The sequence below is a fragment of the Bradyrhizobium sp. UFLA06-06 genome (assembly GCF_054820065.1).
On record NZ_JADFUD010000062.1, the window covers coordinates 1 to 24556 of the forward strand.

At 65.5% G+C, this 24556-nt stretch carries 23 protein-coding genes, 1 pseudogene and 1 riboswitch; of the genes and pseudogenes, 12 read left to right on the plus strand and 12 right to left on the minus strand.

What is annotated here, in order from left to right:
* The 3 genes from IF803_RS34285 to IF803_RS34295 all read left to right on the plus strand — a co-directional run.
* Nucleotides 1-1533, plus strand: a 1533-nt coding sequence (locus IF803_RS34285) for a YadA-like family protein (RefSeq protein ID WP_461195197.1), incomplete at its 5' end; no start/stop codon positions are given.
* A complete protein-coding gene (locus IF803_RS34290; protein WP_461195199.1) occupies nucleotides 1530-2105 on the plus strand; it encodes an invasion associated locus B family protein in 576 nt (191 codons plus the stop codon). The genes IF803_RS34285 and IF803_RS34290, both read left to right, overlap by 4 nt.
* Before the next feature lie 73 nt (nucleotides 2106-2178).
* Complete coding sequence (locus IF803_RS34295) at nucleotides 2179-2880, plus strand: hypothetical protein (protein ID WP_461195201.1); 702 nt, start codon at nucleotides 2179-2181, stop codon at nucleotides 2878-2880.
* 76 nt (nucleotides 2881-2956) lie between these two features.
* Here IF803_RS34295 and IF803_RS34300 read toward each other — a convergent pair whose 3' ends face one another.
* On the minus strand, nucleotides 2957-3391 hold the full coding sequence (locus IF803_RS34300; protein WP_304557487.1) for a hypothetical protein: 435 nt from the start codon (nucleotides 3389-3391) through the stop codon (nucleotides 2957-2959).
* A 151-nt stretch (nucleotides 3392-3542) separates the two neighbouring features.
* Nucleotides 3543-3668: a hypothetical protein gene (locus IF803_RS34305; RefSeq protein WP_461195203.1), complete on the minus strand. Its 126-nt coding sequence runs from the start codon at nucleotides 3666-3668 to the stop codon at nucleotides 3543-3545.
* A 239-nt stretch (nucleotides 3669-3907) separates the two neighbouring features.
* Between IF803_RS34305 and IF803_RS34310 the strand changes: the two genes are divergently transcribed.
* From IF803_RS34310 to uca, 7 genes are all read left to right on the plus strand, one after another.
* On the plus strand, nucleotides 3908-5710 hold the full coding sequence (locus IF803_RS34310; protein WP_461195205.1) for a peptidoglycan-binding domain-containing protein: 1803 nt from the start codon (nucleotides 3908-3910) through the stop codon (nucleotides 5708-5710).
* A 346-nt stretch (nucleotides 5711-6056) separates the two neighbouring features.
* A riboswitch (guanidine-I (ykkC/yxkD leader) is annotated at nucleotides 6057-6167 on the plus strand.
* Nucleotides 6168-6245: 78 nt separating this feature from the next.
* Nucleotides 6246-7319, plus strand: coding sequence for a putative urea ABC transporter substrate-binding protein (locus IF803_RS34315; RefSeq protein ID WP_461195206.1), 1074 nt, complete (start codon nucleotides 6246-6248; stop codon nucleotides 7317-7319).
* A 32-nt stretch (nucleotides 7320-7351) separates the two neighbouring features.
* Complete coding sequence (locus IF803_RS34320; protein WP_411784273.1) at nucleotides 7352-8170, plus strand: ABC transporter permease; 819 nt, start codon at nucleotides 7352-7354, stop codon at nucleotides 8168-8170.
* Complete coding sequence (locus tag IF803_RS34325) at nucleotides 8167-9000, plus strand: ABC transporter ATP-binding protein (RefSeq protein WP_028341326.1); 834 nt, start codon at nucleotides 8167-8169, stop codon at nucleotides 8998-9000. The genes IF803_RS34320 and IF803_RS34325 overlap by 4 nt, the downstream gene beginning before the upstream one ends.
* Nucleotides 8997-9842, plus strand: a complete 846-nt coding sequence (locus IF803_RS34330; protein WP_028341325.1) for an urea amidolyase associated protein UAAP1 — start codon at nucleotides 8997-8999, stop codon at nucleotides 9840-9842. Before IF803_RS34325 ends, IF803_RS34330 begins: the two co-directional genes overlap by 4 nt.
* Nucleotides 9839-10492: an urea amidolyase associated protein UAAP2 gene (locus IF803_RS34335; RefSeq protein ID WP_461195209.1), complete on the plus strand. Its 654-nt coding sequence runs from the start codon at nucleotides 9839-9841 to the stop codon at nucleotides 10490-10492. Before IF803_RS34330 ends, IF803_RS34335 begins: the two co-directional genes overlap by 4 nt.
* Before the next feature lie 3 nt (nucleotides 10493-10495).
* Nucleotides 10496-14038, plus strand: a complete 3543-nt coding sequence (uca, locus tag IF803_RS34340) for an urea carboxylase (RefSeq protein ID WP_461195211.1) — start codon at nucleotides 10496-10498, stop codon at nucleotides 14036-14038.
* A gap of 18 nt (nucleotides 14039-14056) precedes the next feature.
* Here uca and IF803_RS34345 read toward each other — a convergent pair whose 3' ends face one another.
* Nucleotides 14057-14347 carry a hypothetical protein gene (locus tag IF803_RS34345; protein ID WP_155258540.1) on the minus strand — a complete coding sequence of 97 codons (291 nt, stop codon included), beginning with the start codon at nucleotides 14345-14347 and terminating at the stop codon, nucleotides 14057-14059.
* Between the two features lie 316 nt (nucleotides 14348-14663).
* On the opposite strand from IF803_RS34345, the gene IF803_RS34350 reads away from it, so the two are divergent.
* Nucleotides 14664-15710 carry an AraC family transcriptional regulator gene (locus tag IF803_RS34350; RefSeq protein ID WP_461195213.1) on the plus strand — a complete coding sequence of 349 codons (1047 nt, stop codon included), beginning with the start codon at nucleotides 14664-14666 and terminating at the stop codon, nucleotides 15708-15710.
* Nucleotides 15711-16001: 291 nt separating this feature from the next.
* Here IF803_RS34350 and IF803_RS34355 read toward each other — a convergent pair.
* From IF803_RS34355 to IF803_RS34370, 4 genes and pseudogenes are all read right to left on the minus strand, one after another.
* Nucleotides 16002-16232 (minus strand): annotated as a pseudogene (locus tag IF803_RS34355) (ABC transporter ATP-binding protein); the annotation flags it as partial.
* A 5-nt stretch (nucleotides 16233-16237) separates the two neighbouring features.
* Nucleotides 16238-17149, minus strand: coding sequence for a 4-hydroxybenzoate octaprenyltransferase (gene ubiA / locus IF803_RS34360; protein WP_461195215.1), 912 nt, complete (start codon nucleotides 17147-17149; stop codon nucleotides 16238-16240).
* Between the two features lie 41 nt (nucleotides 17150-17190).
* The gene (locus IF803_RS34365) at nucleotides 17191-17712 is read right to left on the minus strand and encodes a DUF2867 domain-containing protein (protein ID WP_461195217.1); all 522 of its coding nucleotides are present in this window, start codon (nucleotides 17710-17712) and stop codon (nucleotides 17191-17193) included.
* Between the two features lie 85 nt (nucleotides 17713-17797).
* Nucleotides 17798-18307 carry a NuoB/complex I 20 kDa subunit family protein gene (locus tag IF803_RS34370; protein ID WP_461195219.1) on the minus strand — a complete coding sequence of 170 codons (510 nt, stop codon included), beginning with the start codon at nucleotides 18305-18307 and terminating at the stop codon, nucleotides 17798-17800.
* Between the two features lie 358 nt (nucleotides 18308-18665).
* On the opposite strand from IF803_RS34370, the gene IF803_RS34375 reads away from it, so the two are divergent.
* Complete coding sequence (locus tag IF803_RS34375) at nucleotides 18666-19337, plus strand: helix-turn-helix domain-containing protein (protein WP_461195221.1); 672 nt, start codon at nucleotides 18666-18668, stop codon at nucleotides 19335-19337.
* 53 nt (nucleotides 19338-19390) lie between these two features.
* Here the strand turns inward: IF803_RS34375 and IF803_RS34380 are convergent, their stop codons facing one another.
* From IF803_RS34380 to IF803_RS34400, 5 genes are all read right to left on the minus strand, one after another.
* Nucleotides 19391-20086, minus strand: a complete 696-nt coding sequence (locus IF803_RS34380) for an ABC transporter ATP-binding protein (protein ID WP_016847028.1) — start codon at nucleotides 20084-20086, stop codon at nucleotides 19391-19393.
* On the minus strand, nucleotides 20086-20835 hold the full coding sequence (locus IF803_RS34385) for an ABC transporter ATP-binding protein (RefSeq protein WP_028332917.1): 750 nt from the start codon (nucleotides 20833-20835) through the stop codon (nucleotides 20086-20088). The genes IF803_RS34380 and IF803_RS34385 overlap by 1 nt, the downstream gene beginning before the upstream one ends.
* Nucleotides 20832-22124, minus strand: a complete 1293-nt coding sequence (locus IF803_RS34390) for a branched-chain amino acid ABC transporter permease (RefSeq protein WP_461195223.1) — start codon at nucleotides 22122-22124, stop codon at nucleotides 20832-20834. Before IF803_RS34390 ends, IF803_RS34385 begins: the two co-directional genes overlap by 4 nt.
* On the minus strand, nucleotides 22121-23068 hold the full coding sequence (locus tag IF803_RS34395; RefSeq protein WP_137476931.1) for a branched-chain amino acid ABC transporter permease: 948 nt from the start codon (nucleotides 23066-23068) through the stop codon (nucleotides 22121-22123). Before IF803_RS34395 ends, IF803_RS34390 begins: the two co-directional genes overlap by 4 nt.
* Nucleotides 23069-23226: 158 nt before the next feature.
* Nucleotides 23227-24465, minus strand: a complete 1239-nt coding sequence (locus IF803_RS34400; RefSeq protein WP_461195225.1) for a branched-chain amino acid ABC transporter substrate-binding protein — start codon at nucleotides 24463-24465, stop codon at nucleotides 23227-23229.
* Nucleotides 24466-24556: the final 91 nt, after the last annotated feature.

Sequence of the window (24556 nt, forward strand, 5' to 3'; positions counted from 1 at the left end):
GGCGCGGTGTCGGTCGGCAACGCGACGAGCTACCGGCAGATCACCAATGTGGCCGACGGCACCCAAGACAGCGACGCCGTCACCGTGCGGCAGCTGACCGGCGCACTGACGTCGTTCGCGACCACGACGACGAAATACTTCCACGCCAACTCGACGCTCGCCGACTCGCTCGCGGTCGGCAACAACTCGGTCGCGGTGGGCCCCGCGACCGTGGTCAACGGTGACAACGGCATCGGCATGGGCTTTGGCGCAACCGTGGCGCAGACCGCGCCCGGCGGCATCGCGATCGGCCAGAATTCGGTGTCCAACTTCGCCGATTCGATCGCGTTCGGCACCAATGCCCAGGCGAGCGGCGTCCAGTCGGTGTCGATCGGCGCCGGATCCCAGACCACCAACCCGACCAGCGTTGCGCTCGGTCCGAACGCCAAGGCGACGGCGCAGGCCGGCGACGTTGCGCTCGGCGCCAATTCGACCACACAGGCGGTGGTCGCGACTTCGAGCACATCGATCGGCGGCACCACCTACAACTTCGCCGGCACGACGCCGACCTCGACCGTCAGTGTCGGCAGCGCCGGTGCGGAGCGCACCATCACCAACGTGGCCGCGGGCCAGATCACCCAGACCTCGACCGACGCGATCAACGGCTCGCAGCTCTGGGCCACCAACACCTCGCTTGCCGCTCTCTACACCACGGTGAGCAACATCTCGACCGGCGGTGGCGGCGTGAAATATTTCCACGCCAATTCGACCGCGGCGGATTCCATCGCGACCGGCGCGGAGAGCGTCGCGATCGGGCCGCAGTCGGTCGCGAGCGGTAGCAATGCGATCTCGATGGGCAACGGCTCGGCCGCGTCGGCCGACAACTCGGTCGCGATCGGCGCCGGCGCCAAGGCGACGGCGGCCAACTCGCTGGCGCTTGGCGCCAACGCGACCACCACGGCCAATCTGAGCGATGCGGCCTATACGCCGGTCGTCGGCAAGACCGTCGCCGGCGTTGCGACCGGCGAAGTGTCGGTCGGCGCGTCCGGCGCCGAACGCCGCGTCACCAACGTTGCCGCGGGCTCGGCGGCGACCGATGCGGTCAATGTCAGCCAGCTCCAGGCGGTTGCGTCGAGCTCGATCCGCTATGACTCCGACGGTTCCGGCAACACCACCAACAAGCTGACGCTGAACAGCGGCAACGGCGCGCCAGTGACCATCAGCAACGTGGCGCCCGGCGTCCTCGGCACCGATGCGGTCAACGTCAATCAGCTCAACAGCGCGTTCCAGCAGCTCAACGGCCAGATCGGCGAGGTACGGCAGGACGCCTGGCGGGCGGCCGCGATCGGCATGGCCGCCGCATCGCTGCGCTATGACGACCGGCCCGGCAAGGTGAGCGCCTCGGCGGGCGGCGGCGTCTGGCGCAGCCAGGGCGCGCTCGCCTTCGGCATCGGCTACACCAGCGAGAACGGCAAGCTGCGCACCAACGCCGCGGCAACCACCGCCGGCGGCGACTGGGGCGTCAGCGCCGGCGTGAGCCTGACGCTCAATTGACCCTGACGGCGACGAGGCGGCTGGCGTGTCTGGCTTTGGCGATCTGGCTCGGGGCGGCGGCGAACGCGGCCGCGCAGGGCGCACCGCCTGCCGCCTACGCCGTGAAGCCGTCGGACGTCGTGGTGCCGGAGGGCGAGACGCTCGGCGAGTTCAGGCGGATGATCCAGCCGTTCAAGAACTGGACCCTGATTTGCGACGAGAGTCTCAAATCGAAGCGCCGCGTCTGCAACGTCACGCAATCGATCGTCAACGCGCAGGGCGCGGTCGCCTTCAACTGGTCGCTGATCGCGACAGCCGACGGCAAACCGCTGATGGCGATGCGGATTCCCGCCGCCGCCGGGGTCGGCGCGCAGATCGAGCTCGCGATGGGCGACAGTCCGGACCGCATCGTCGCGCAGACCGACCGCTGCGATGGCAGTTTCTGCTTCGCCACGGTCGCGATCGGCAATGTGCTGAGGCGACACATCCGCGCGGCGACGCCGTGCCGCGTGTCCTATCAGCTGCCGCAAGGGCCGATCGCGCTGGAGGCGCCGCTGGACGGACTGTCAGGCGTGCTGGCGAAACTGAAATGAGACGACAAGCTGCATGCGGATCCGGAATCCGGAGCGACGCATCGAAGTGCGGGACGAGAGGATGAATACGTCGATGCGACTGAAGACCCCCATCCTGATTTTCACGGCGGTCGTCGTGGCGGCGCTCAGTGCAGCCGGCGTCGTGGGCTATGCCCAGCAGATGCAGCCGGCGCAGTCGCAGCCGATGCCGCTGCAGCCGGCGACGCCCGCGCCGGCCAAGAAGCCCGCCGCCGCCGCAAAGCCGCAGCCGCACAAACAGCGCCCGCAGGAAACGCCGACGCTGCCGTCTGCCGCGGCATCCGTTTCGCCGCAGCAGGCGGGCCAGCAACCGACGGTGTTCGACGAGCACGCGCGGCAGGGCAACATCGTGACCTGCGCCAATCTGTTCGGGACGCTCGGCCGCGGCCTCGCGATGAACTCCAATTACACCGCGCAGTCGCAGTGGGACGCCAAGGCCGGCAATTCGCATTCGGTGCAGTCGCTGGTCGCGCTCGCACCCAGCCAGCCCAGCCAGGCCACCCCCGCCGCCAATCAGCAGGCCGCCGGCATCGTGTTTGCCGCGCCGGTTGGATCGTCCTGCGAAGGCAATCTGGTGCGGGTGACGCCGCGGACGGAGAATTGCTCGACGGTTGCCGCCGAGCTCGCCAAGCTCAACGGACAGACCGGCGCGCTCGGTGATCTCGCGACGATGGCGCTGCCGAACGGCGCACAGGTGGTTCTGATTCCGCTGGGCAATGCCTGCGTCGCGGTGACCGCGCTGCGGGTCGCCGGGTAGCGCTGCCGCTCAACCCGGTCGACCCATGCCGTCGCCGGTCAGCCTGGCTGGCCGCGCCGCGTCGGTCCGGCCGATCTCACCAATGACGCCAGCGATGATGCCAGCGCGGGTAGCCGCCGCGATAATAGGCGTATGCCGGGCGCACCACGTGACGATAGCGGTAGCCGTAATAGGCCGGCCGGTATCCGCTATAATATGTCGTGGTGTAGCCGCCGCCCCAACGATACGGCGCAGCGTAATAGCCGTCATCATAGGCATAGCCGCCGCCGTAATAGGCGGGCGAATAGCCGTAACCGTAGCCGGGATAGCCGTAACCATAGGCATAGCCCGGATAGCCGTAAGCTGACGAGGCGAGGCCGCCGACGACTGCGCCGGCAATCAATCCGCCTGCGAGCGCGGGACCCCACCCCCACCCGCCGTGTCCCCACCGTGCTTCGGCGGGCGCCGGGGCTGCGATGGCGCTCACCCCAAGCGCACCGACGGTTGCAAGAACAAGGCCTGTCTTCCTCATGGGATCCTCCTCGATGATGATTGCCCAGCCGGTCAACGGGGCAGAGTGGCATTGGTTGCGAATGGCGGCGCCTGCAACGAACCCGGGCCTGCAACAAGCCTCGCTGGCGAGATGGGCACAGCGGTGCTGCCGTTGACGGCGAAGCAAATGTTCAAAGCCGAACGGAACCTGTTCCGATCTTCCGCCGGTCGCAGCGGATGATAATCCGCGCGAGCTCGCTGAACATCGACGTGACGGCGAACCCACCCTTCATTTCAAAACGGGAAAGCGCGGCCATCGGTTCCTGAAGGGATGATCGCGCGGCAGTTCCCTTGGTGCGAAATGTCGCGTCGCGCCGGCATCTAGGAACGGTGCGGGCGGCGACGCCGTTTTCTCACAGTTCACCGGCGAAAAGCGCGCACGGCTGTGCCGCGTCCTCGCCGGCTTTGTTGGAATGCGGCCGCGGTGCGGAGCGTGCCGGCCATTGGCGCCGGCTTCGCAATCCGGGTAGCCGCCAAACTCCAGGAGGAATCGGTAATGCAGAGCAAGATCATGAAGAGCAGGTTTCTGCTGACGACGGCCGTGCTGTTGGCCGGCGTCAGTCTCGCTTCGGCGCAAGGCATGCGCGAGGGCGGCGGTGGCAGCGTGGGTGGCGGCGGAAGCGTCGGCGCAGGCGGTGGCGGTGGTGAACACGGCCGATCCGCAGGCCCGTCGAGCGGCAGTTCCGGCGGCGCAATGCATGGCAGTCCCGGGGCGTCGCGAAGTGAAGGCATGACGGTCGGCCGCGGCCAGGGCGGCGCACGAGAAAGCCAAGGCGCACGAGAGAGCGGTCGGGCCGAAGGTCAGATGGGCCGCGGTGCGGCCGAGCGCAGCCAGACCACCGGCCAGGCCCGCGAGAGCGGCCGCGCCGAGCAGGGTCAGCGCAGCCAGAGCAAGCAAGACCAGAGCAAGCAAGAGCAGACCGTCGGCCAGAGCCGAAACCAGCGCGAGCAGATGGGACGATCTGAATCCCGCGAACGCGGCAGCGCCACGACGCGGCAAAGCCAGCAGCAGCAGGAGAATCGCGCCAACAGCGCGAACCGCAGCCAGGGCACCACGACCGGCCAGGGGACGGCTCAGGACAAGGCTCAAGGCAAGACTCAAGGCAAGGCGGACACGACGACCGGCCAGGGCACGACCACGGGCCAAGCAAAGGGCACGAATACGACCATCGGCCAGGGCACAACGGCAGCCCCGAATACGCGAGCCGGCCAGACCACGGGCGCGGCCGCTCCGCAGTCCGGCACGACGCAAAACCGGATGAACTCCGGACAGACCACCGGTCAGGCTCAGGGACAAACCGGGACAACCGCTCAGACCCAGGCCCAGTCGAACGCCACGGTCCAGACCGAGGCGGGGCGCACTGTGACCGCGCAACAGCAGAGCACGATCCAGCGCTCGGTGCTGTCGGCGCGTAACGCCCCGCGCGTCAATGTCGGCACGATCAACTTCGCGGTCAATCCGGGCGTGGTGGTGCCGCGGAGGTTCAACGTGGTGTCGGTCGCCGCCTTCCCGGCGCTGATCGATGCGTTCCCGTATTATCGCGACGACAGCTTCTTCGTCGTCGAGGATGAGGTCGTATTCCTCGATCGCGAGCGCCGTGTCGTCGACGTCGTCCCGGTCGGACCGCGGACGCGCTTCAGCCATCGCGGCGGTGGTGGTGGCGGTAGCGTTGCGATGATGGACCTGAACCCGCAGCAGATCCGCGAGGTGCAGCAGGTGCTGATCGACCGCGGCCTGCTGGTCGGCGAGGCTGACGGCGTATTGGGATCGCGGACCCGCGAGGCGCTGATCACCTTCCAGCGTCGAGAGGGCATCACGACCAGCGGCAGCGTCGACACGCGCACGGTGACCGCACTTGGCCTGTCGGATCGGATCGGTCAGGGCGCGGGCGCGTCGTCGACGGTCGGCCAGAGCCCCACCCAGCAGAACACGACTGGACAGACGACCGGTCAGACCAACAACGCGCCGCAGAACCAGTCGACCGGCCAGACCGGCGCTCAGCAGCCTGCCCAGCAGAATACGACCGGGCAGACCACGGGTCAGGCGAACTCGCCGCAGAACCAGTCGACAACCGGCCAGAGCGGAAATCAGCCGTCCGCTCAGCAGCAGGCACCGCAGCAGAATACGACGGGCGAGGCTGCACCGCAGGACCAGTCGACCGTCGGTCAGGGCAGCGGCAACCAGCCAAATGCCGGCCGGGATGCGCAGCCCAGCCAGCCCAACCAGAACAACAATCCGCCGTCGTCAGGCTCAGGCCAAAGCCCGCAGACGCCGGCGCAAAATTCCGATCGGAAATAGGATCCGAAATAGAATCCTTGGACAGGAGCCCCGCTGCAGAGCGGGGCTCCTTTTTTGCGATCTTGCGATCAGCCTTTCACGTCGGACTTCGGCACCAGGCCGAACCGGCCGTGCAGCCCGCGCCAGAGGCCGGCGCACAGAATGCTCAGAAGCTTGCGCATCGAACTCCCCTCGACATCAGCCATCGTGTGATCCTGCTGACGCCGGTGGTGAAAGGACAGAACCAATTCTGAGCAGGTCTGCGCAATCTTTGAGCAAGGCATCGTCGCTGCGGCGCAGTGCGTGCGAAAAAATCTCATGAGATTCAATTGCCGCTCGGCTGGCACGCCTCGTGCATCAATGGCGTCGAGTTGGCCGCTAGGGTTCCGATCTTGCGAAGCAAGATGCTGGTCCGAGAGCAGCCGCTTGCGGGGGAGACATCCCCGCAGGTGCACGGCGGGATAAAAGCCCGGGAGACCTCGTCAGCCAAGGGATTGGCGGAGCGATGGTCTTTTCGCCAGTCCCTTTTTGTGAAATTTCGCAAGAGGGATCGGCAATGAACAAATTCGTTTTCTTCTTTCGCTCTGTTGTCATCGGCTGCGCGGTCGCGCTGGCGGCTGCGCCTGCGGCCGACGCCGCGCCGAAGAAAAGCTTCAAGGTCGCCTGGTCGATCTATGTCGGATGGATGCCGTGGGGCTATGCGGCCGACACCGGCATCGTCAAGAAATGGGCCGACAAATACGGCATCGCGATCGAGGTCAAGCAGTTCAACGACTACGTCGAATCGATCAACCAGTACACCGCCGGCGGCTATGACGCCGTCACCATCACCAACATGGACGCGCTTTCGATTCCGGCAGCCGGCGGCGTCGACACGACAGCGGTCGTGATGGGCGATTTCTCCAACGGCAATGATGCCGTGATCCTCAAGAACAAGTCCGGTCTCGCTGACATCAAGGGGCAGACCGTCAATCTGGTCGAGTTCTCGGTGTCCCATTATCTGCTGGCGCGCGCGCTCGAGACCAGCAAGCTGAGCGAGAAGGACGTCAAGGTCGTCAACACCTCCGACGCCGATATCGCGGCGGCCTACAAGACGCCTGACGTCAGCGCGGTGGTGACCTGGAATCCGATCGTGACGGAAATCCTCGGCTCGCCCGATGCGAAGAAGGTGTTCGATTCCTCGCAGATCCCCGGCGAGATCATGGACCTGATGGTGGTGAACACCGCGGTCGCCAAGGACAATCCGGATTTCGCCAAGGCGCTGGTCGGCATCTGGTACGAGACGCTGTCGAAAATGACGGCGGACGATCCTGCCGCGAAGGCCGCCAAGGAAGCGATGGCCAAGGCCTCCGGCACCGACCTTGCCGGCTTCGACAGCCAGCTCTCGACCACAAAATTGTTCGACAAGGCGACCGATGCCGAAGCCTTCACGCGCAGCCAGACGGTCGGCGTGACCATGGATCGCGTGCGCAAGTTCCTGTTCGAGAAGGACCTGCTTGGCAAGGGTGCGAAGTCGGCCGACGCGGTCGGCATCGAGCTCGCCGACAAGTCGGTGCTCGGCGACAAGGCGAACGTCAAGCTGCGCTTCGACCCGACCTACATGGACGAAGCCGCCAAGGGCAAGCTGTGACTATGTAGTGCCGCATCAGGCAGGAGCCGACCATGCGACTCGTGAACATACGGCCGGGACGGCAGACGCGGTTCTATCTGCTCGCGCTGCCGTTCCTGTTGGTCGCAATCGCCTACTTCGCCGGCTCCAGCGCGCGGCTCGCGCAAAACCCCAACGACAAGCTGCTGCCGGCGCTGCCCAGCATGGTGCAGGCCGTCAAGCAGATGGCGTTCGAGGTCGATCCGCGCACCGGTGGCTATCTGATGGCCTCCGACACCGTCGCCAGCCTGGGGCGGCTGGGCTCGGCGCTGGCGATCTCGACGGTGGCGGCGCTGGTGCTCGGCATCGTGATCGGACTGTTGCCGGGCGCCAATGCCCTGCTCGGGCCGTTCGTGTCGGTCACCTCGATGGTGCCGCCGCTGGCGCTGTTGCCGATCCTGTTCATCGTGATGGGGCTCGGGGAGAATTCCAAGATCGCGCTGATCGTGATCGGAACGCTGCCCTGCATGATCCGCGACCTCGCCATGAAGGTGCAGGAGCTGCCGCGCGAGCAGATCGTCAAGGCACAGACGCTCGGCGCCTCGACCTGGCAGATCGCGCTTCGCGTCGCGATGCCGCAAACCCTGCCGCGGCTGATCGACGTGTTGCGCCTGCAGCTCGGGCCGGCGTGGCTGTTCCTGATCGCGGCCGAGGCGATCGCATCCGATTCCGGGCTCGGCTACCGGATCTTCCTGGTCCGCCGCTATCTCGCGATGGACGTCATCATCCCCTACGTCGCCTGGATCACGCTGCTGGCGTTCCTGATCGATGTCGGCCTGCGCGTCACGCAGCGGAAACTGTTTCCGTGGTTTGCCTCGGTGAGGGCGGAATGAGCGCGATCCGTTTCGACGACGTGTGGAAGGAATATGGCGACCACATCGTGCTCGAGCGCATCACGATGGAGGTCGAGCCGCGCGCCTTCATCGCGCTGGTCGGCCCGTCCGGCTGCGGCAAGACCACGCTGCTCCGCATGCTGCTCGGCGAGGAGCAGCCGTCCCGCGGGCAGATCCTGGTCGACGGCAAGCCGTTGCCCGGCGAGCCGGACGCCGACCGCGGCGTGGTGTTCCAGCGCTACTCGGTGTTTCCGCATCTCACAGTGCTGCAGAACGTCATGCTCGGCCGCGAACTGCGCGACGCCAAATTCACCGGCCGGCTGTTCGGCGCCGCGCGCCGCGCTGCCACCGACGAAGCGATGAAGCTGCTCGCCGAGGTCGGGCTCGCCGGCCAGGAGAGTAAATATCCGTCCGCCTTGTCGGGCGGCATGCAGCAGCGGCTCGCGCTGGCGCAGGCGATCATGCGCGGCCCGAAGATCCTGCTGCTCGACGAGCCGTTCGGTGCGCTCGATCCGGGTATTCGTGCCGACATTCACCTCCTGATGAAGCGGCTCTGGAACGAGACCCATCTCACCGTCGTGATGGTGACGCATGACCTCAGCGAGGCCTTCGGGCTCGCGACGCGCGTGATCGCGCTGGAGCGGCAGCGCAACCGGCCTGAGGAGCGCGACCGCTACGGCGCCACCGTGTCGCGCGACCTCGAGATATTCCCGCGCCGCAGCGCGGAGTTGCGGTCGTCAGTTCAACCAGCTCCGACCGGGACGACCCGGTCAGGCAAGGAGCATCAGCCGGGACGGCCCGGCGCTCTCGTCTTGAAGGAGCAACCATGATCCTGTCAGAGGAACAAAAGGCCGAGATCGCGGCGCATACCCGGCGGTATAACGAGCTGAAGGCGGCGGGGCAGGAGCACGCGCCGCGGGCACTGCCGGCGCCGACCGCGCGCGACGCCGCGCCGATCGATGCCGACACGGTCATTCACCGTGAGACGATCCCGTCCGGCTGGTACTGGACCACGCGGCTGAATCGTGGCGACACCCTGCGCATCGTCAATACGTCGGGGACGTCGACCGTCAGCCTGCTCGCCTGGAACGGCGCCGACACCACCGAGCGGCTCAACCACGCCGACACCATCAAGGTGCAGTGGGCGGCGCGGCTGCAGAAGGGACGGGTGCTGCTGTCCGACATGGGGCGCGCGCTGCTCGGCATCATCGAGGACAGCAGCGCCGCGCATGATGCTGTGGTCGGCGGCTCGACCGCGGCGACCAACCTGGCCAAATACGGCGACGGGAATTTCCGCAACACGCGCGACAATTTCATTCTCGCCGCAGCCAAGCTTGGCCTTGATCGCCGCGACGTGCATCCCTGCGTCAGCTTCTTCGCACCGGTCGCGATCGACGCCGACGGCAAGTTTGTCTGGTCGGAGCAGCGGCGGCAACAGGGCGATTTCGTCGATCTGCGCGCGGAGATGGAGCTTCTGATCGCGCTGTCGAACTGCCCGCATCCGCTCGATCCCGCGAAAGCCTATCCGCAGGCGGGCGTGGAGATCGTGCGCTATCGCGCGGCCGCGCCGGCGGCCGACGATCTGTGCCGGACCGCCACCGCGGAAGCGGTCCGCGCCTACGAGAACAACGCGCTGTATCTCGGCGAGACCCTGGAAGGAGCCGTGCGATGACCGCGCAATCTGTTCGCACCGGCGGTCGCATCGTTCTCGATGTCGAAATTCCCGCGCGCAAGCCGTGGTCGGCGATCATCCGCAAAGGGCAGACGCTGCGGATCACCGATAGCCATGGCCAGCAGGCGGTTGACACGCTGTTCTATTGCGCCGGTGATTTCGGCGAGCGCTACAGCGGGCAGGATACGCTGCGCGCGCAGGGCTCGGCCTATGTCGGGCTCGGCACCAGGATCATGTCCAACGAAGGCCGCGTGATGCTGCGCGTGACGGCGGATAGTTGCGGTCTGCACGACACCTCGGCGGGCGCCTGCTCCTGCGAGAGCAACACCGTGCGGTTCGGGCACCAGACCCGCTATCAGCACGCCTGCCGCGAGAATTTCGTGATCGAAGCCGCGAAATACGGCATGTCGAAGCGCGACATCGTGCCGAATCTCAACTTCTTCATGAACGTACCGATCGATCCCGCCGGCAATTTCACCGTGGTCGACGGCGTCTCCAGGCCCGGCGACGCCATCGAGCTGGTCGCCGAGATGGACGTGCTGTGCCTGATCTCGAACTGTCCGCAGATCAACAATCCCTGCAACGGATTCTTCCCGACGCCGGTCCAGGTCACGATCTTCGATGCGACGATCGTCGAGCCGGAGGCGTGAGGCATGTTCAGCAAGGTCCTGATTGCCAACCGCGGCGAGATCGCCGGGCGGATCGGCAGAACATTGCGCCGCATGGGCATCGGCTCGGTCGCGGTCTATTCCGACGCCGACCGCTTCACCCGGCCGGTGCTCGACGCCGACGAGGCGGTGCGGATCGGTCCGGCGCCCGCCGCGGAGAGCTACCTCAATGTCGATGCGATCATGGCGGCGTGCCTCGCGACCGGTGCGCAGGCGGTGCATCCCGGCTACGGCTTCCTGTCGGAGAACCGCCGCTTTGCCGAGCGGCTCGCCGGGCACGGCATCAAATTCATCGGGCCGCGGCCGGAGCATCTCGACGCCTTCGGTCTCAAGCACAAGGCGCGGGAGATCGCCGAGCGCAGCGGCGTGCCATTGTTGCCGGGCTCCGGGCTGCTGGAGACCATCGACGAGGCGGTGCAGCAGGCCGAAGCGATCGGCTTCCCGGTGATGCTGAAGAGCACGGCGGGCGGTGGCGGCATCGGGATGCAGCTGTGCCACGACATGGCGACGCTGCGCGAGCGTTTCGAATCGGTGCAACGCACCGCGCGGGCAAGCTTCGGCGATGCCCGGGTCTATCTCGAACGGTTCGTCGCCCGGGCCCGCCATATCGAGGTGCAGATCTTCGGCAACGGCAAGGGCGACGTGGTCGCGCTCGGCGAACGCGATTGCTCGCTGCAGCGGCGCAACCAGAAGGTCTTTGAGGAGACGCCTGCGCCGGGACTGTCGGCCGACATCCGCCGGCGGCTGCATGCGGCCGCGGTGTCGCTCGGCAAGGCCGTGTCGTACGAGTCCGCCGGCACGGTGGAGTTCATCTACGACGTCGAGCGTGAGGATTTCTACTTCCTCGAGGTGAACACCCGTCTCCAAGTCGAGCATCCCGTCACCGAGCAGGTCACCGGCGTCGACCTCGTCGAATGGATGATCCGGCAGGCGGCAGGCGAGGACGTGTTCGGCCAGGCGGGCGCGCTCGCGCCAAAGGGCGCTGCGATCGAGGTGCGGCTCTATGCCGAGAATCCGGGCGCGGGCTTTCGCCCGAGCGCGGGCCGCCTGACGCAGGTCAGCTTTTCGCCGGATGCGCGGATCGACGGCTGGATCGAGACCGGCACCGAGGTGTCGCCGTTCTACGATCCGATGCTGGCCAAGATCATCGTTTCAGCCGAGACGCGCGAGGCCGCGATCGCGCGGCTTTCGCAGGCGCTGGACGATACGGTCGTCGCCGGCATCGAGACCAATCTGGACTATCTGCGTGCCATTGCAGCCTCCGACGTGTTCCGCGGCGGCCAGGTGGCAACGAGTGTGCTCGGCGCCTTCGCCTATCGCCCGCGCACCATCGACGTCGTCGCGCCGGGGGCGCAGAGCGGGGTGCAGGAACTGCCCGGCCGGCTGCATCTCTGGCATGTCGGTGTGCCGCCGAGCGGCCCGATGGACGAACGGTCGTTTCGCCTCGCCAATCGCGTGGTCGGCAATCCGGAAGTAACGACGGCGCTGGAGCTGACGGTCAACGGACCGACCTTGCGCTTCAACACCGACGCGATCGTCGCGCTCTCGGGCGCGCGGATGAAGGCGTCGCTCGACGGTGCCGATGTCGCGTATGACGAGCCGCTCGCCGTGCGCGCCGGCCAGACGCTCGCGATCGGCAGCATCAAGGGGCCGGGCCAGCGCAGCTATCTCGCCGTGCGCGGCGGCATCGACGTGCCCCAGATTCTCGGGTCGCGGGCGGTGTTTGCGCTCGGCGCCTTCGGCGGCCATGCGACGGGCTCGCTGAAGGCCGGCGACGTCTTGCATATCGGCGCCGAGCCGCCGGGCCTTGCCGCGCCGCGGCGCGCGACGAAGGACGAGCGGCCGCAGCTCACATCGGCATGGCAGATCGGCGTCGTCTATGGCCCGCACGGCGCGCCGGACTTCTTCCTCGACGAGGATATCGAGACGCTGTTCGCGGCGAACTATGAGGTGCACTTCAACAGCGCGCGCACCGGCGTGCGGCTGATCGGGCCGAAGCCGCGCTGGGCGCGCGCCGATGGCGGCGAAGCCGGGCTGCATCCGTCGAACATCCACGACAACGCCTACGCCGTCGGCTCGATCGACTTCACCGGCGACATGCCGATCATCCTCGGCCCCGACGGACCGAGCCTCGGCGGCTTCGTCTGTCCGGCCGTCGTCGCGCGCGACGAGCTCTGGAAGGTCGGCCAGCTCCGGCCCGGCGACACCGTCCGCTTCGTGCCGGTCAAACGCGACGATCCGGTTGCCGGCCCCACGGTGCTGCGCGCGCCCGAACTTGGATCGGCGATCGTCGGTCGCAATGATGACGGCCCGATCCCGGTGGTCTATCGCCGCGCCGGCGACGACAATCTCCTGGTCGAATATGGCCCGATGGAGCTCGACATCGCGCTGCGGCTGCGCGTGCATGTGCTGGCGCAGGCGCTGGAGGAGGCGAAGCTCGGCGGCCTGATCGATCTGACGCCCGGCATCCGCTCGCTGCAGATCCATTATGACGGCACAGCGTTGTCGCGCGGAAAATTGCTCGACGTGCTCAAGCGGATCGAGCGCGAATTGCCGCCGGTCGATGCGATGCGGGTGCCGAGCCGCACCGTGCATCTGCCGCTGTCGTGGCGCGATCCGGAGGCCGAGCTTGCGATGCGCAAATATCAGGAGCTGGTGCGCGCGGACGCGCCCTGGTGTCCGTCGAATGTCGAGTTCATCCGGCGCATCAACGGCCTTGCGAGCGAGGACGATGTCCGTCGTATCGTGTTCGACGCCGATTACTTCGTGCTCGGCCTCGGCGACGTCTATCTCGGCGCGCCGGTGGCAACCCCGCTCGATCCGCGGCATCGGCTGGTGACCACGAAGTACAATCCGGCGCGGACCTGGACGCCGGAGAACGCGGTCGGGATCGGCGGCGCCTATATGTGCATCTACGGCATGGAGGGGCCGGGCGGCTACCAGTTGTTCGGCCGCACCATCCAGGTCTGGAACACCTGGCGCACCACGCGGGTGTTTGCATCAGGCCATCCCTGGCTGCTGCGGTTCTTCGACAAGATCCGCTTCTTCCCGGTCGACGCCGACGAGCTCCTGGACGCACGCGCCGCATTCCCGCACGGGCAGTACGACATCAGGATCGAAGAGGGCGAATTCTCCTACGCGGACTACGCGAAGTCACTGGCCGAGGCGCGGCCGTCGATCGCCGCGTTCAAGGCAACGCAGCAGGCCGCGTTCGACGCCGAGCGGCAGCGCTGGCGCGAGATGAAGCTCGACGAGGCGCCGGCGGAATCGGTCGATGCGAGCGTCGCCGCGACCGGTATTCCCGATGGTCAGCTAGGGGCCTTCTCGGAAGTGCCCGGCAACATCTGGAAGATCCTGGTCGAGGAGGGCGCCGAGGTCGCAGCCGGCGACACTCTCGCGATCATCGAGTCGATGAAGATGGAGATTTCGGTGCTCTCGCCCGCGGCAGGCCGCATCGCGTCGGTGCCGGTGAAGCCCGGCCAGACGCTGCGCGCGGGCGATGTCGTGGCGCTGATCCGGCCGGGCTAGCGCGGCTGCACAGCCGCACTAGTCCTTGGGATCGGTCGGTGGGACGGGCGGAGCGGGCGTCTCGGCCTCTTTCTCCGGCCGCTGCCGGCTTTGATGATCGGTTGACGCGCTTTGCCTTAACATTCGATCGATCTTCATCCTTACGCGGCGTGCCGCCAGCAATCCCAGGACCGCCTGAACCGTTCCCGCGAAGTTGCGATCGCCGATGGAGAACGAGTAACGCCAGGTGCCGGCGGCCTCGCCTTCAATGATCATGTAATGAATTGAACGATGAATGCCGCTATGCTGGGCAGGTGTTTCTCCAACCACGACCTAGCTCATATCGCTGTTCGCTTCGGCGTCAATCGCCTGTCCCAGCGAGTTTGCATGCTTGACCAAGCCCATGACGAGTTCGCCCCTGCGCGGGCCCATTGGAAGCCGACTGCCGTCGTTTCGAGGCAGAAATGGAGTGGCCGCGAAGCAATCGGCTAGATGATTTGTGTCCGTTGCGTCTTGTGATCCTGGGTCTTTAAATTGCGAGATGGTGTCAGACCGGATGCCCCGAACCCATGAGCTCGTTTGACATAGGTCAAAATACGATTCCGGAAGCTCCCGACGCTGAGCCACGAACACAGTTCGGTGCCGAATGAAAACCGCCACACGCCTTGCAAGCGCCTTGCCGTCGATACCGAGCTCTGCCGGGGGGATCGCGCGTCTCGCGTGTGCCCGGCTGCGGGACGCGCAGGTTGATCCGGCCCCGATCGTGTCAGCTGCAGGCCTGGCAATCGACGACGTCGAGGACCGCAAGCGCCGGATCGATGCGCGAGCGCAGGTCAGGCTGCTCGAACTTGCCGCAAGGGAATTGCAGGACGACTGCTTCGGACTCCATCTGGCTCAAGGCTTCAAGCTGGGCGAGATCGGGCTTCTGTACTACGTCATGGCTTCATCGGAGCATCTCGTTGACGCCTTGCGAATCGGCGGACGCTACTGCGCGATTAACAACGAGGGTGTGCGGTTGCGGAGCTCTCTGGATCGCGGCTTCGCCATCGGGTTCGAATATGTCAACATCGATCGGTCGTCGGATCGTCACCATGCGGAATTCTGGCTGGTTACGCTGATCCGTATTTGCCGCGCACTGACTGACGGCAGGCTGGTCCCGAAGCAAATCAAGCTGAGGCACGCCAGACGAGAAACGCCGTTGGATGTGCGATCTCTTCTCGGATGCGAGATCGAATTTGCAGCGGACAGGGACGAGCTCTTGTTTCCGTCCCGGATCGGCGCATTGCCTGTCGTGGGTGCGGATTTGCATCTCAACAGGATGTTGCTTCAATATGCCGACGAAGCGCTTCGTAACCGGGCATCACGACGAAGCAGCGTGCGGTCTCGCGTCGAAGGACACATCGCCCAATTGCTTCCGCACGGCAAAGCCAATGCCGAGGCGGTCGCGCGTCGTCTTGGCATGAGCCGGAGAACTCTCGCTCGAGCATTGTCGTCGGAGGGGGTGGGCTTTTCAGACGTTCTCGAGGCGTTTCGAACCGCACTTGCCCGCCATTACCTCGAAGATGAGGAACTGCCGATTTCCAAAATCGCATGGCTGTTGGGCTACAGCGAGGTCTCTTCCTTCACACATGCGTTCGTCCGCTGGACCGGCCTGACGCCGAGGGCCTATCGCAGTTCGAATGGCGATCGGTGATCGGCTGACACGAGGTATCAAGTAGCTGGCACAGACTAGCAAGACCTGGCGGATCGTCCTCCGCTAGGGCAGTTCCATGCGGTCGAACCTCCTTTCCCAGCTCGCGCGTCGCTGTCGCCGCGCTTCGGCCGAGGCCTTCGGCCCGATGACCAGAGACGACTGGCTATTCCTGGCTTCGATCATTTGTTTCCACAGTCTCTTGGTCGCGCTGGTCTGGATCGTGTTCGCGAACTGACTGATGGCGCTGCTACGCGGACGCTCGATTGCTTCGTCGATCCGCCGTCACCCGCCTCACACCTCGAGCCATTCCTCGCGAACGGCCGCACTGCTCTTGAGCTGGTCGGGGGTGCCTTCGAACACGACGCGGCCGTGGCCCATGATGTAGACCCGGTTCGAGATCTTCATCGCAATCGACAGCTTCTGCTCGACCAGGAGGATGGCGACGCCGGCCTTGGCGATCCGCGCGATCAATTCGCCGACCTGCTGCACGATCAGCGGCGCCAGGCCTTCGGTCGGCTCGTCGCCCTTCATGTTCCGCAGAATGCCGCGCAGGCCAGAAGTGCTCCGGTCAGAACATTCGAGAGGAACAGCCGGAAACTCACCTCGGGTCGGGCAAGGTCCAGCTGCCAGGTCTGCCAGGCAAGATGCGCGGCGATGACCAGCATTCCAAGGGCGTAAGGCATCGACATGCCCAGCAACCAGCCCCCGATCGACCAGGCCAGGACGGTCAGGCCGTAGAACAGGCCGATGCAGGCCTTGCCGTGCCGGCCGAACAGAATTGCCGTCGATTTCAGACCGAGGCGGGTATCGTCCTTCACGTCGACATAGGCATAGACGGTATCGTAACCGATCTGCCACGTGATGGCCCCGATCCACATCAGCACGGCTCCTGCCGGGATGTGTCCTGCGATCTCGGCCCACGCCATCAGCATTCCCCAATTGAACGCCGCACCCAGCACGGCCTGCGGCCAATGGGTGACGCGCTTGCAAAACGGATAGATGAACACGAGCGGCAGAACGCAAATCGCGACCAGGCGCGCGTCGGGGGTCAGAAAGAACAGGAGGCACGCCGCAAGCGCAAGCTGAACGGCCAGAAAGACAAAGGCGTGTCGTGTGCCGATTTGACCGCTTGCCAGGGGGCGAAGGCGCGTCCGCTCGACGTGGCCGTCAAACTTGCGATCGGCAATGTCGTTGGCGGTGGCACCGGCGCTTCGCATCAGCAAGGCGCCAAGGGAGAAGATCGCGAGCTGGCGCAGATCGGGGAAACCGTGCGACGCCTGGTTCAATGCGGCCCAGCAGGGAAACAGCGTCAGCCATATTCCGACGGGGCGATCCAGCCTTGCCAGTCGTGTGAATGGCCGCCACGCGGTCGGCAATCGGCGATCTACCCAGTCGCCCGGATGAATATCGCTCAGGTAGGGCCGGTTCACGGCAGCCATTGTCTCATCCGGGTCAGACTCTCATCCGGGTCAGAGGCACGTCACAACCTCCCAGCCATCAGCGCGTTTGCCATCAGCTTGCGGACGCCATATTTGTGGAACGGAACGACGAAGAAAAGATACACCTTGCCGGACCAATGATGGACCGTGCAGATGGTTGAGACGATCACGCTGGCTCCGTCGCCGTCGGGCACCTTGAGGACCGACAGTCTGAAATCCAGGTGCTTGTTGTTGCGGCCGGCGACGATCTCATTCTCGCCCAGCGCGAAGATCGGCCAGACGCCGATCGTGTCGCCGACGGCGTAGCGGTCCTTCACCTCGACATGGAAGATTTCGGACGCGGTCGGTGTATCCAGGCCTGCAAGGGAGGCGACCTTGTTGCGCGCGATCAGGAGCAGCTTCATCCACAATGGATGATGGGCGAAAATGCCGAAGAAGATATCGATGATGCCAAGCTCGATGCGGCTGAGCGGCGTCCGGTAGGAGTCACGGAAATAGGCCTGCTCGACAGCCTCGCGGCTGAGCAAGCCTCCGGATGGTACATCGCATTCAACAACGTTCATGCGAACTCCGAATCCAATCGTCGTTGCGCCGGCGCCGGCCGTCCGCCCAATGCAGTGCTTGCGGTGCAGGTCCGGCAACAGTCATTTAGCGCTCGATGGTGCCGGTCCGTCGAATCTTTTTCTGCAACAGCATCACGCCGTAGAGCAGCGCTTCCGCCGTCGGCGGGCAGCCGGGTACGTAGATATCGACCGGCACGATGCGGTCGCAGCCGCGCACCGCCGAGTATGAATAATGATAATAGCCGCCACCGTTGGCGCACGATCCCATCGAGATCACATAGCGCGGCTCCGGCATCTGATCGTAGATCTTGCGCAGCGCGAGCGCCATCTTGTTGGTTAGCGTGCCGGCGACGATCATCAGGTCGCTCTGCCGGGGCGACGCCCGCGGGAAGCACCCGAACCGCTCCAGGTCGTAGCGCGGCATCATGACCTGCATCATCTCGACCGCACAGCAGGCAAGTCCGAACGTCACCCAATAGACCGACCCCGTGCGGGCCCACGTGATCATGTCGTCGACGGAGGTGACGAAAAATCCCTTGTCCGCAAGCTCATTGCTGATTTCGAGCAAGGACGTATCATTGCCGGCCAATTCCATCTGAGCCTGCTCTCCATGGAGGCGGGTCGTTCGACAATTCGCGATTGCTTTCAACGTGCCAGACGTCGACTGTTCCTGTATTGAACGGTTCGGACACGCTCGAACGATGCCAGGCCTCCCGGGAAGCGCTGCAGTGACTGCGACGACCAGCTCTCAGATCGTGTGGCCGGGTCCGTCGATTGCGGGTTGCGTCTTCTGTACGATCATTCGGGATACGCGGGGCGTCGCGCTCGATCAGGCCCAACGGTTCAATTTCTTCCCGGCGGCGCCGCTCTGCTCCGTGACGTGGGTGCTCGCCGGTGACTGGCATCGGATCGATCAGCCAGACCAGATGGTGCGTCCCTGGACCGGAGCAGTGATGCCCACACTTGCTTTCTCCGGGACGCAGCTCGGGCCGGTCGTCACCTGGAACCCCGGCGAGACCTTTGCAATTACGATCGCATTCTATCCTGACGCGTTTTCTGCGATGACCGGGCTCGACTTGAGTACATTCACCGGGCGCACGGTGCCAGCGGAGCAGGTGCTGCCACCGCCGATGCTGGCGCTTTGCCGCGACTTCCTCGGTGCCGTTCAGTGCGATGGAGCCGAAACAGCGCTCGCGGTTCTCAAGGACAAGATCGCGGTCATGTGGGCAAGCGCGCGCCCCGCCGGAGCCGGGCCGATGCGATGGACCAAGGACTGGAGCAGAAGCCTCGTGGTCAGGGCCGCGCTGACCGACCTTGGGCGCAGTGCGCGGCAAATCGCACGGCGGGTTAGGTCATGGACCGGCGCCAGTCAGAGGGACCTGCAGGGCCTCGGCCATACCGAGCAGCTCTATGCCAAATTGCACGAGGCAATCCAGGACGGCGAGGTGAACTGGGCCGGCCTCGCAGCCGCGTCCGGATTTGCCGATCAGGCGCACATGATCCGACAAATGCGCCGCCACACCGGCTTCACACCGGAGCAATTGCGCAGGAGTGCGGGAAACGACGAAGCCTTCTGGGCCTACCGGCTGCTCGGGCAGTATTTCGACGAGCCGAAAGGTCAGTAGGCCGATGCAGTGCTCTGGTCGAGAAAGAGGCCTCTGGCGCGGCCGGTGCCCGGCTACACCTCGAGCCATTCCTCGCGAACGGCCGCATTGCTCTTGAGCTGGTCGGGGGTGCCTTCGAACACGACGCGGCCGTGGCCCATGATGTAGACGCGGTTCGATATCTTCATCGCGATCGACAGCTTCTGCTCGACGAGGAGAATCGCGACGCCGGCCTTGGCGATCCGCGCGATCAATTCGCCGACCTGCTGCACGATCAGCGGCGCCAGGCCTTCGGTCGGCTCGTCGATCATCATCAGTTCGGGGTCGCCGAGCAGCGTGCGGCAGGTGGTCAGCATCTGCTTCTCGCCGCCCGACAGCACGCCCGCCGGCGTGTCGGCGCGCGCGGCGAGGTTCGGGAACATGTCGAGCATCTCCTGCAGCCGCCACTTGCCGGGGCGGCGCGGGTCCTTGATGCCGAGGATCAGGTTCTGGCGAACGGTCAGTCCGGGGAAGATGTCGCGATGCTCCGGCACGTAGCCGAGCCCGAGGCGGGCGATCTTGTGGCTCGGCAGGCCCGCGATGTCCTGGCCCTTGAAGCGGATGGTGCCCTGCGGCGGCACCTCGCCCATGATCGCCTTGACGGTGGTGGAGCGGCCGACGCCGTTGCGCCCGAGCAGGCTGACGACCTCGCCGGCCGCGATGTCGAGATCGACGCCTTGCAGGATGTGGCTCTTGCCGTAATAGGCGTGAAGATTCCTGACCTCGAGCATCAGTCGACCTCCTCGCCGAGATAGGCTTCCTTGACCTTCGGATTGCCGCGGATCTCCTCGGGCGTGCCGGAGGCGATGATGTGGCCGTAGACCAAGACCGAGATGCGGTCGGCGAGGCCGAACACCACGCTCATGTCGTGCTCGACGATGACGAGCGTGCGCCCTTCGGTGAGGCGGCGGATCAGCGCGACGGCCCGCTCGGTCTCGGCGTGGCTCATGCCCGCGGTCGGCTCGTCCAGCATGATCACGCTGGCGCCGCCCGCGATCGTGATGCCGATCTCGAGCTCGCGCTGCTCGGCATAGGTCAAGAGTCCCGCCGGCACGTCGCGGCGATGGCTGAGATGGATGTCGTCGAGGATCTGCGCGGTGCGTTGCTTCACCTCGGGCAGATTGTCGACGTTCTTCCAGAACGCGTAGCGGTGGCCGGTCGCCCACAGCACGGCGCAGCGGACGTTCTCCCACACCGTCATGCGGGCGAACACGTTGGTGACCTGGAACGAGCGCGACAGCCCGCGCCGGTTGATCTCGAACGGCCGCAAGCCCGAGGTCACCTCGCCGTTGAGGCGGATCTCGCCCGAGGTCGGCTTGATGTGGCCGCTGATCAGGTTGAACGTCGTCGACTTGCCGGCGCCGTTGGGGCCAATGATGGCGTGACGCTCGCCCTTGGCGACGCTCAGATTGAGGTCGCGGATGATGGCGACATTGCCGAAGCTCTTCTCGACGGCGTTGACTTGGATGGCTGCGGTCATGCGAGATACCCCCGGTCACGGGCCACCGTCGCGGCGCGATCCCAGGCTTCCGCAACGCGCCGCCAGGTGATGCGCGCGACCAGGAAGCCGCCGACGAGCAGGACTGCCGCAGCGACCCAGGTCGTCGGCGCCGTGGCGATGAACGGGATGCCGAGCAGGTTGATCGCGTCGCCGCCCGAGAAGCGCGCGACGGTCTCGATGGTCAGGATGATACCGAGCGCCAGCGCCAGCGTCGGGATCGCCGCGACCAGGTAGGACGGGATCACGGAACCAAGCGTTCCGGCGCGGATCAGCGGACGGTGCTTCATCAGGATGCCGGCGATGCCGCCGGGCGCGAACATCACGATGCCGATGAAGATGATGCCGAAATAGAGCTGCCAGACCGAGGTGACGCTGGTCAGCCCGAGCTGCAGATAGGTCACCAGGATGGCGCCGAGGATCGGACCGAAGAAATAGGCGGTGCCGCCGATGAACGCGGAGAACAGCACGAGGCCCGATTGCGTCGCGCCGAGATAGGCCGAGTTGGCGATCTCGAAATTGATCGCGGCCAGCCCGCCGGCGATGCCGGCAAAGAAGCCTGCGAACATGTAGGCGAGATAGCGCACCACATGCGGATCGTAGCCGATGAACTCGACGCGCTCCGGATTGTCGCGCACCGCGTTGCAGATCCGCCCGAGCGGCGTGCGGGTCAGCGCGTACATCGCGATCGCCGAGACCATCACCCAGAACGCGATCAGGTAGTAGACCTGGGTCTGCGGCCCGAAGGTCCAGCCGAACATCGGCATCAGCGAGGTGCGGTCGGTGGTGATGCCGGACTCGCCGCCGAACACGCTGCGCAGGATCAGCGACGACGAGGCGACCAGTTCGCCGATGCCGAGCGAGATCATCGCGAACACGGTGCCGGCGCGCTTGGTCATCACCCAGCCGACGAGGAGGGCGAATGCCATGCCGCCGATGCCGCCGACCAGCGGGATCACCGGCAGCGGGATCGGCCAGTTGTGGCTCGCGACCGCATTCATGACATGCACGGCGAGGAAGCCGCCGAGGCCGTACTGCACCGCGTGCCCGAACGACAGCAGCCCGGTCTGGCCGAGCAGGATGTTGTAGGACAGCGCGAAGATGATCGCGATGCCGATCAGGCAGAACGAGGTCAGCGAGCCGCCGGCGCCGAACACCAGCGGCAGCACGACCAGCGCGATGGCTGCGAGCAGCCAGACGGCATAGAAGCTCAGGGCGCTGCCGGGCTCCTGCTTGGCCGCAGCGATGGAGGGCGTGGAAGCGTTGGTCATGACTCGCGCGTCCCCAACAGGCCCATGGGGCGGAAGATCAGGACCAGCACCAGCAGCACATAGGGCAGGATCGGCGCGATCTGCGCGATCGTGACGTTCCAGATGTCGGTGAGCGGCGAGGGGCCGAGGCTCGGATCGAGCGGGCCGAACACGCTGGCGAGCGACCCGTTCAGCGCGACCGCGAAGGTCTGGATCAAGCCGATCAACAGCGAAGCGATGAAGGCGCCGGGCAGCGAGCCGAGGCCGCCGAACACGATGACGACGAACAGGATCGGGCCGAGCAGCGCGGCCATGTCGGACTGTGTCACCAGCGAGGGACCGGCGATGACGCCGGCAAGGCCGGCGAGCGCGCTGCCGACGCCGAACACCAGCATGAACACGCGTCCGACATTGTGGCCGAGATGGCCGACCATGCTCGGATGGGTCAGCGCGGCCTGCACGATCAGGCCGACGCGCGTCTTCTTCAGCGTCACCAGGAGCGCGATGAAGATCACGACCGACACGACAAGCATGAAGATCTTGTAGGCCGGGTAGTTGGTCGAGAACACGGTGAAGGCGGGGAAGTCGAGCGCCGCCGGGACGCGGTAGTCGACCGGGCTCTTGCCCCAGATCATCGAGACGATCTCTTCGATCGCGAACGCAAGTCCGAAGGTCAGCAGCAGTTCGGCGACATGGCCGTGCTTGTGGGTGTTGCGCAGACCGTAGCGCTCGACCGCCATGCCGACCGCGCCGACCAGCAGCGGCGCCAGCACCAGGGCCGGCCAGAATCCGATCCAGCGGGTGAGCTGAAAGCCGAAAAACGCGCCGAGCATGTAGAAGCTGGCATGCGCGAAGTTCAGCACGCCCATCATGCTGAAGATGACGGTGAGCCCGCTGGACAACAGGAACAGCAGCATGCCGAACAGGACGCCGTTGAGCGTCGAGATGACGATCAGCTCAGCCACGGCGCACTCGCTTGAGACTGGAACGGTTCACGTGATCAAAGACCTGTCGCTGAAATGAACTGCTTGTCATTCCGGGATGGTGCGCAAGCACCAGACCCGGAATCTCGAGATTCCGGGTTCGATGCTACGCATCGCCCCGGAATGACTGAGACGGCCGATCAGGGCCGCTTCATGTTGCAGGTGGTCGGAAGCATCGTCTGCGCGGTGTCGATCTTGGACACGATGCGCCAGCCCCAGCCGGTGTTTTCCTCGTCGAACGGCTCCTTGGTCTTGTCGGCCAGCGAGCCGAACGAGGAGATGTAGATCGGCTGGAAGAACTGGTGGTCGTCCTTGCGGATGAAGCCTTCGCCGCCGTCGAACACTTCGAACTTCATGCCTTCGAGCGCGGCCGCGACCTTCACCGGATCGATCGAATTGGCCTTCTCGGCGGCCGCCTTGAACATCCGCATCTCGTTGACCGCGCGCGGATACCACACGGAAATGCCGGTCTTGGCGCGGAAGTCCTTCTCGAAATCCATCGCCGCCTTGTTGCCGGAGTTCGGGACGCCTTCGCTGATCTGGAACACCTGGCTTTCGAGGCCGGCCTGCTTGATCGCGGTCGGTCCACCGGCGCCGCCGGCATAATAGGTGTACCAGTTGACCTTGAGGCCGGCGTCGGCCGCCGCCTTCAGCAGCAGCGCGAAGTCCTGGCCCCAGTTGCCGGTTACGACGGTGTCGGCGCCGGACGCCTTGATCTTGGCGATGTAGGGCGAGAAGTCGGTGACCTTGAGCATCGGGTGCAGTTCGTCGCCGACGACCTGGATATCCGGCCGCTTTTCGCCCAGCATCTTGCGCGCCGTGGTGCGAACCGACTGGCCGAACGAATAGTCCATGTTGATCAGATAGACCTTCTTGATGGACGGCTGGCCCTTCATGTAGTTGGTCAGCGCTTCCATCTTGATGTCCGAGTTCGCATCCCAGCGGAAATGCCAGTAGCTGCACTTCTCGTTGGTCATCGCCGGATCGACCGCGGCGTAGTTGAAGTAGAGCACTTCCTTGCCGGGGTTGCGCGAATTGTGCTTGGTGACGAAGTCTTCCAGCGCCGCGCCGACCGACGAGCCGTTGCCCTGGGTGATGTAGTGGACGCCGGCGTCGACCGCCTTCTGCGCCTGCACCAGGCTTTCCTGCGGATTGGTCTTGTTGTCGAGCGGGACGATCTCGACCTTGTGGCCGAGGATGCCGCCCTTGGCGTTCAACTCGTCGGCGAGATACTGAAACGTCTTCAGGCCGCCTTCGCCAACGCTGGCGCCGCCGCCGGAGAGCGGATCGATATAGCCGATCTTGATGGATTCCTGCGCGGACGCCGCGCCTCCCAACACCGTCAGCGCTGCCGCGGCGGCAACGATCAGCCTATGCATCCTGCGTTCTCCCTTGCTCGTGTTTCTTGATCTTTAGCGATCGAGGCCGTCTCATAACCCCAATCGCCGAGCCTTCGCAACTTTCGCTTTG

Bases quoted from the DNA above. Each gene is read 5' to 3' on its own strand.
- IF803_RS34295 (WP_461195201.1), top strand. From the start codon at position 2,179: ATGCGACTGAAGACCCCCATCCTGATTTTCACGGCGGTCGTCGTGGCG.
- IF803_RS34300 (WP_304557487.1), bottom strand. From the start codon at position 3,391: ATGAGGAAGACAGGCCTTGTTCTTGCAACCGTCGGTGCGCTTGGGGTG.
- IF803_RS34305 (WP_461195203.1), bottom strand. From the start codon at position 3,668: ATGGCCGCGCTTTCCCGTTTTGAAATGAAGGGTGGGTTCGCCGTCACG.
- IF803_RS34310 (WP_461195205.1), top strand. From the start codon at position 3,908: ATGCAGAGCAAGATCATGAAGAGCAGGTTTCTGCTGACGACGGCCGTG.
- IF803_RS34315 (WP_461195206.1), top strand. From the start codon at position 6,246: ATGAACAAATTCGTTTTCTTCTTTCGCTCTGTTGTCATCGGCTGCGCG.
- IF803_RS34320 (WP_411784273.1), top strand. From the start codon at position 7,352: ATGCGACTCGTGAACATACGGCCGGGACGGCAGACGCGGTTCTATCTG.
- IF803_RS34325 (WP_028341326.1), top strand. From the start codon at position 8,167: ATGAGCGCGATCCGTTTCGACGACGTGTGGAAGGAATATGGCGACCAC.
- IF803_RS34330 (WP_028341325.1), top strand. From the start codon at position 8,997: ATGATCCTGTCAGAGGAACAAAAGGCCGAGATCGCGGCGCATACCCGG.
- IF803_RS34335 (WP_461195209.1), top strand. From the start codon at position 9,839: ATGACCGCGCAATCTGTTCGCACCGGCGGTCGCATCGTTCTCGATGTC.
- uca (WP_461195211.1), top strand. From the start codon at position 10,496: ATGTTCAGCAAGGTCCTGATTGCCAACCGCGGCGAGATCGCCGGGCGG.
- IF803_RS34350 (WP_461195213.1), top strand. From the start codon at position 14,664: ATGAAAACCGCCACACGCCTTGCAAGCGCCTTGCCGTCGATACCGAGC.
- ubiA (WP_461195215.1), bottom strand. From the start codon at position 17,149: ATGGCTGCCGTGAACCGGCCCTACCTGAGCGATATTCATCCGGGCGAC.
- IF803_RS34365 (WP_461195217.1), bottom strand. From the start codon at position 17,712: ATGAACGTTGTTGAATGCGATGTACCATCCGGAGGCTTGCTCAGCCGC.
- IF803_RS34370 (WP_461195219.1), bottom strand. From the start codon at position 18,307: ATGGAATTGGCCGGCAATGATACGTCCTTGCTCGAAATCAGCAATGAG.
- IF803_RS34375 (WP_461195221.1), top strand. From the start codon at position 18,666: ATGCCCACACTTGCTTTCTCCGGGACGCAGCTCGGGCCGGTCGTCACC.
- IF803_RS34380 (WP_016847028.1), bottom strand. From the start codon at position 20,086: ATGCTCGAGGTCAGGAATCTTCACGCCTATTACGGCAAGAGCCACATC.
- IF803_RS34385 (WP_028332917.1), bottom strand. From the start codon at position 20,835: ATGACCGCAGCCATCCAAGTCAACGCCGTCGAGAAGAGCTTCGGCAAT.
- IF803_RS34390 (WP_461195223.1), bottom strand. From the start codon at position 22,124: ATGACCAACGCTTCCACGCCCTCCATCGCTGCGGCCAAGCAGGAGCCC.
- IF803_RS34400 (WP_461195225.1), bottom strand. From the start codon at position 24,465: ATGCATAGGCTGATCGTTGCCGCCGCGGCAGCGCTGACGGTGTTGGGA.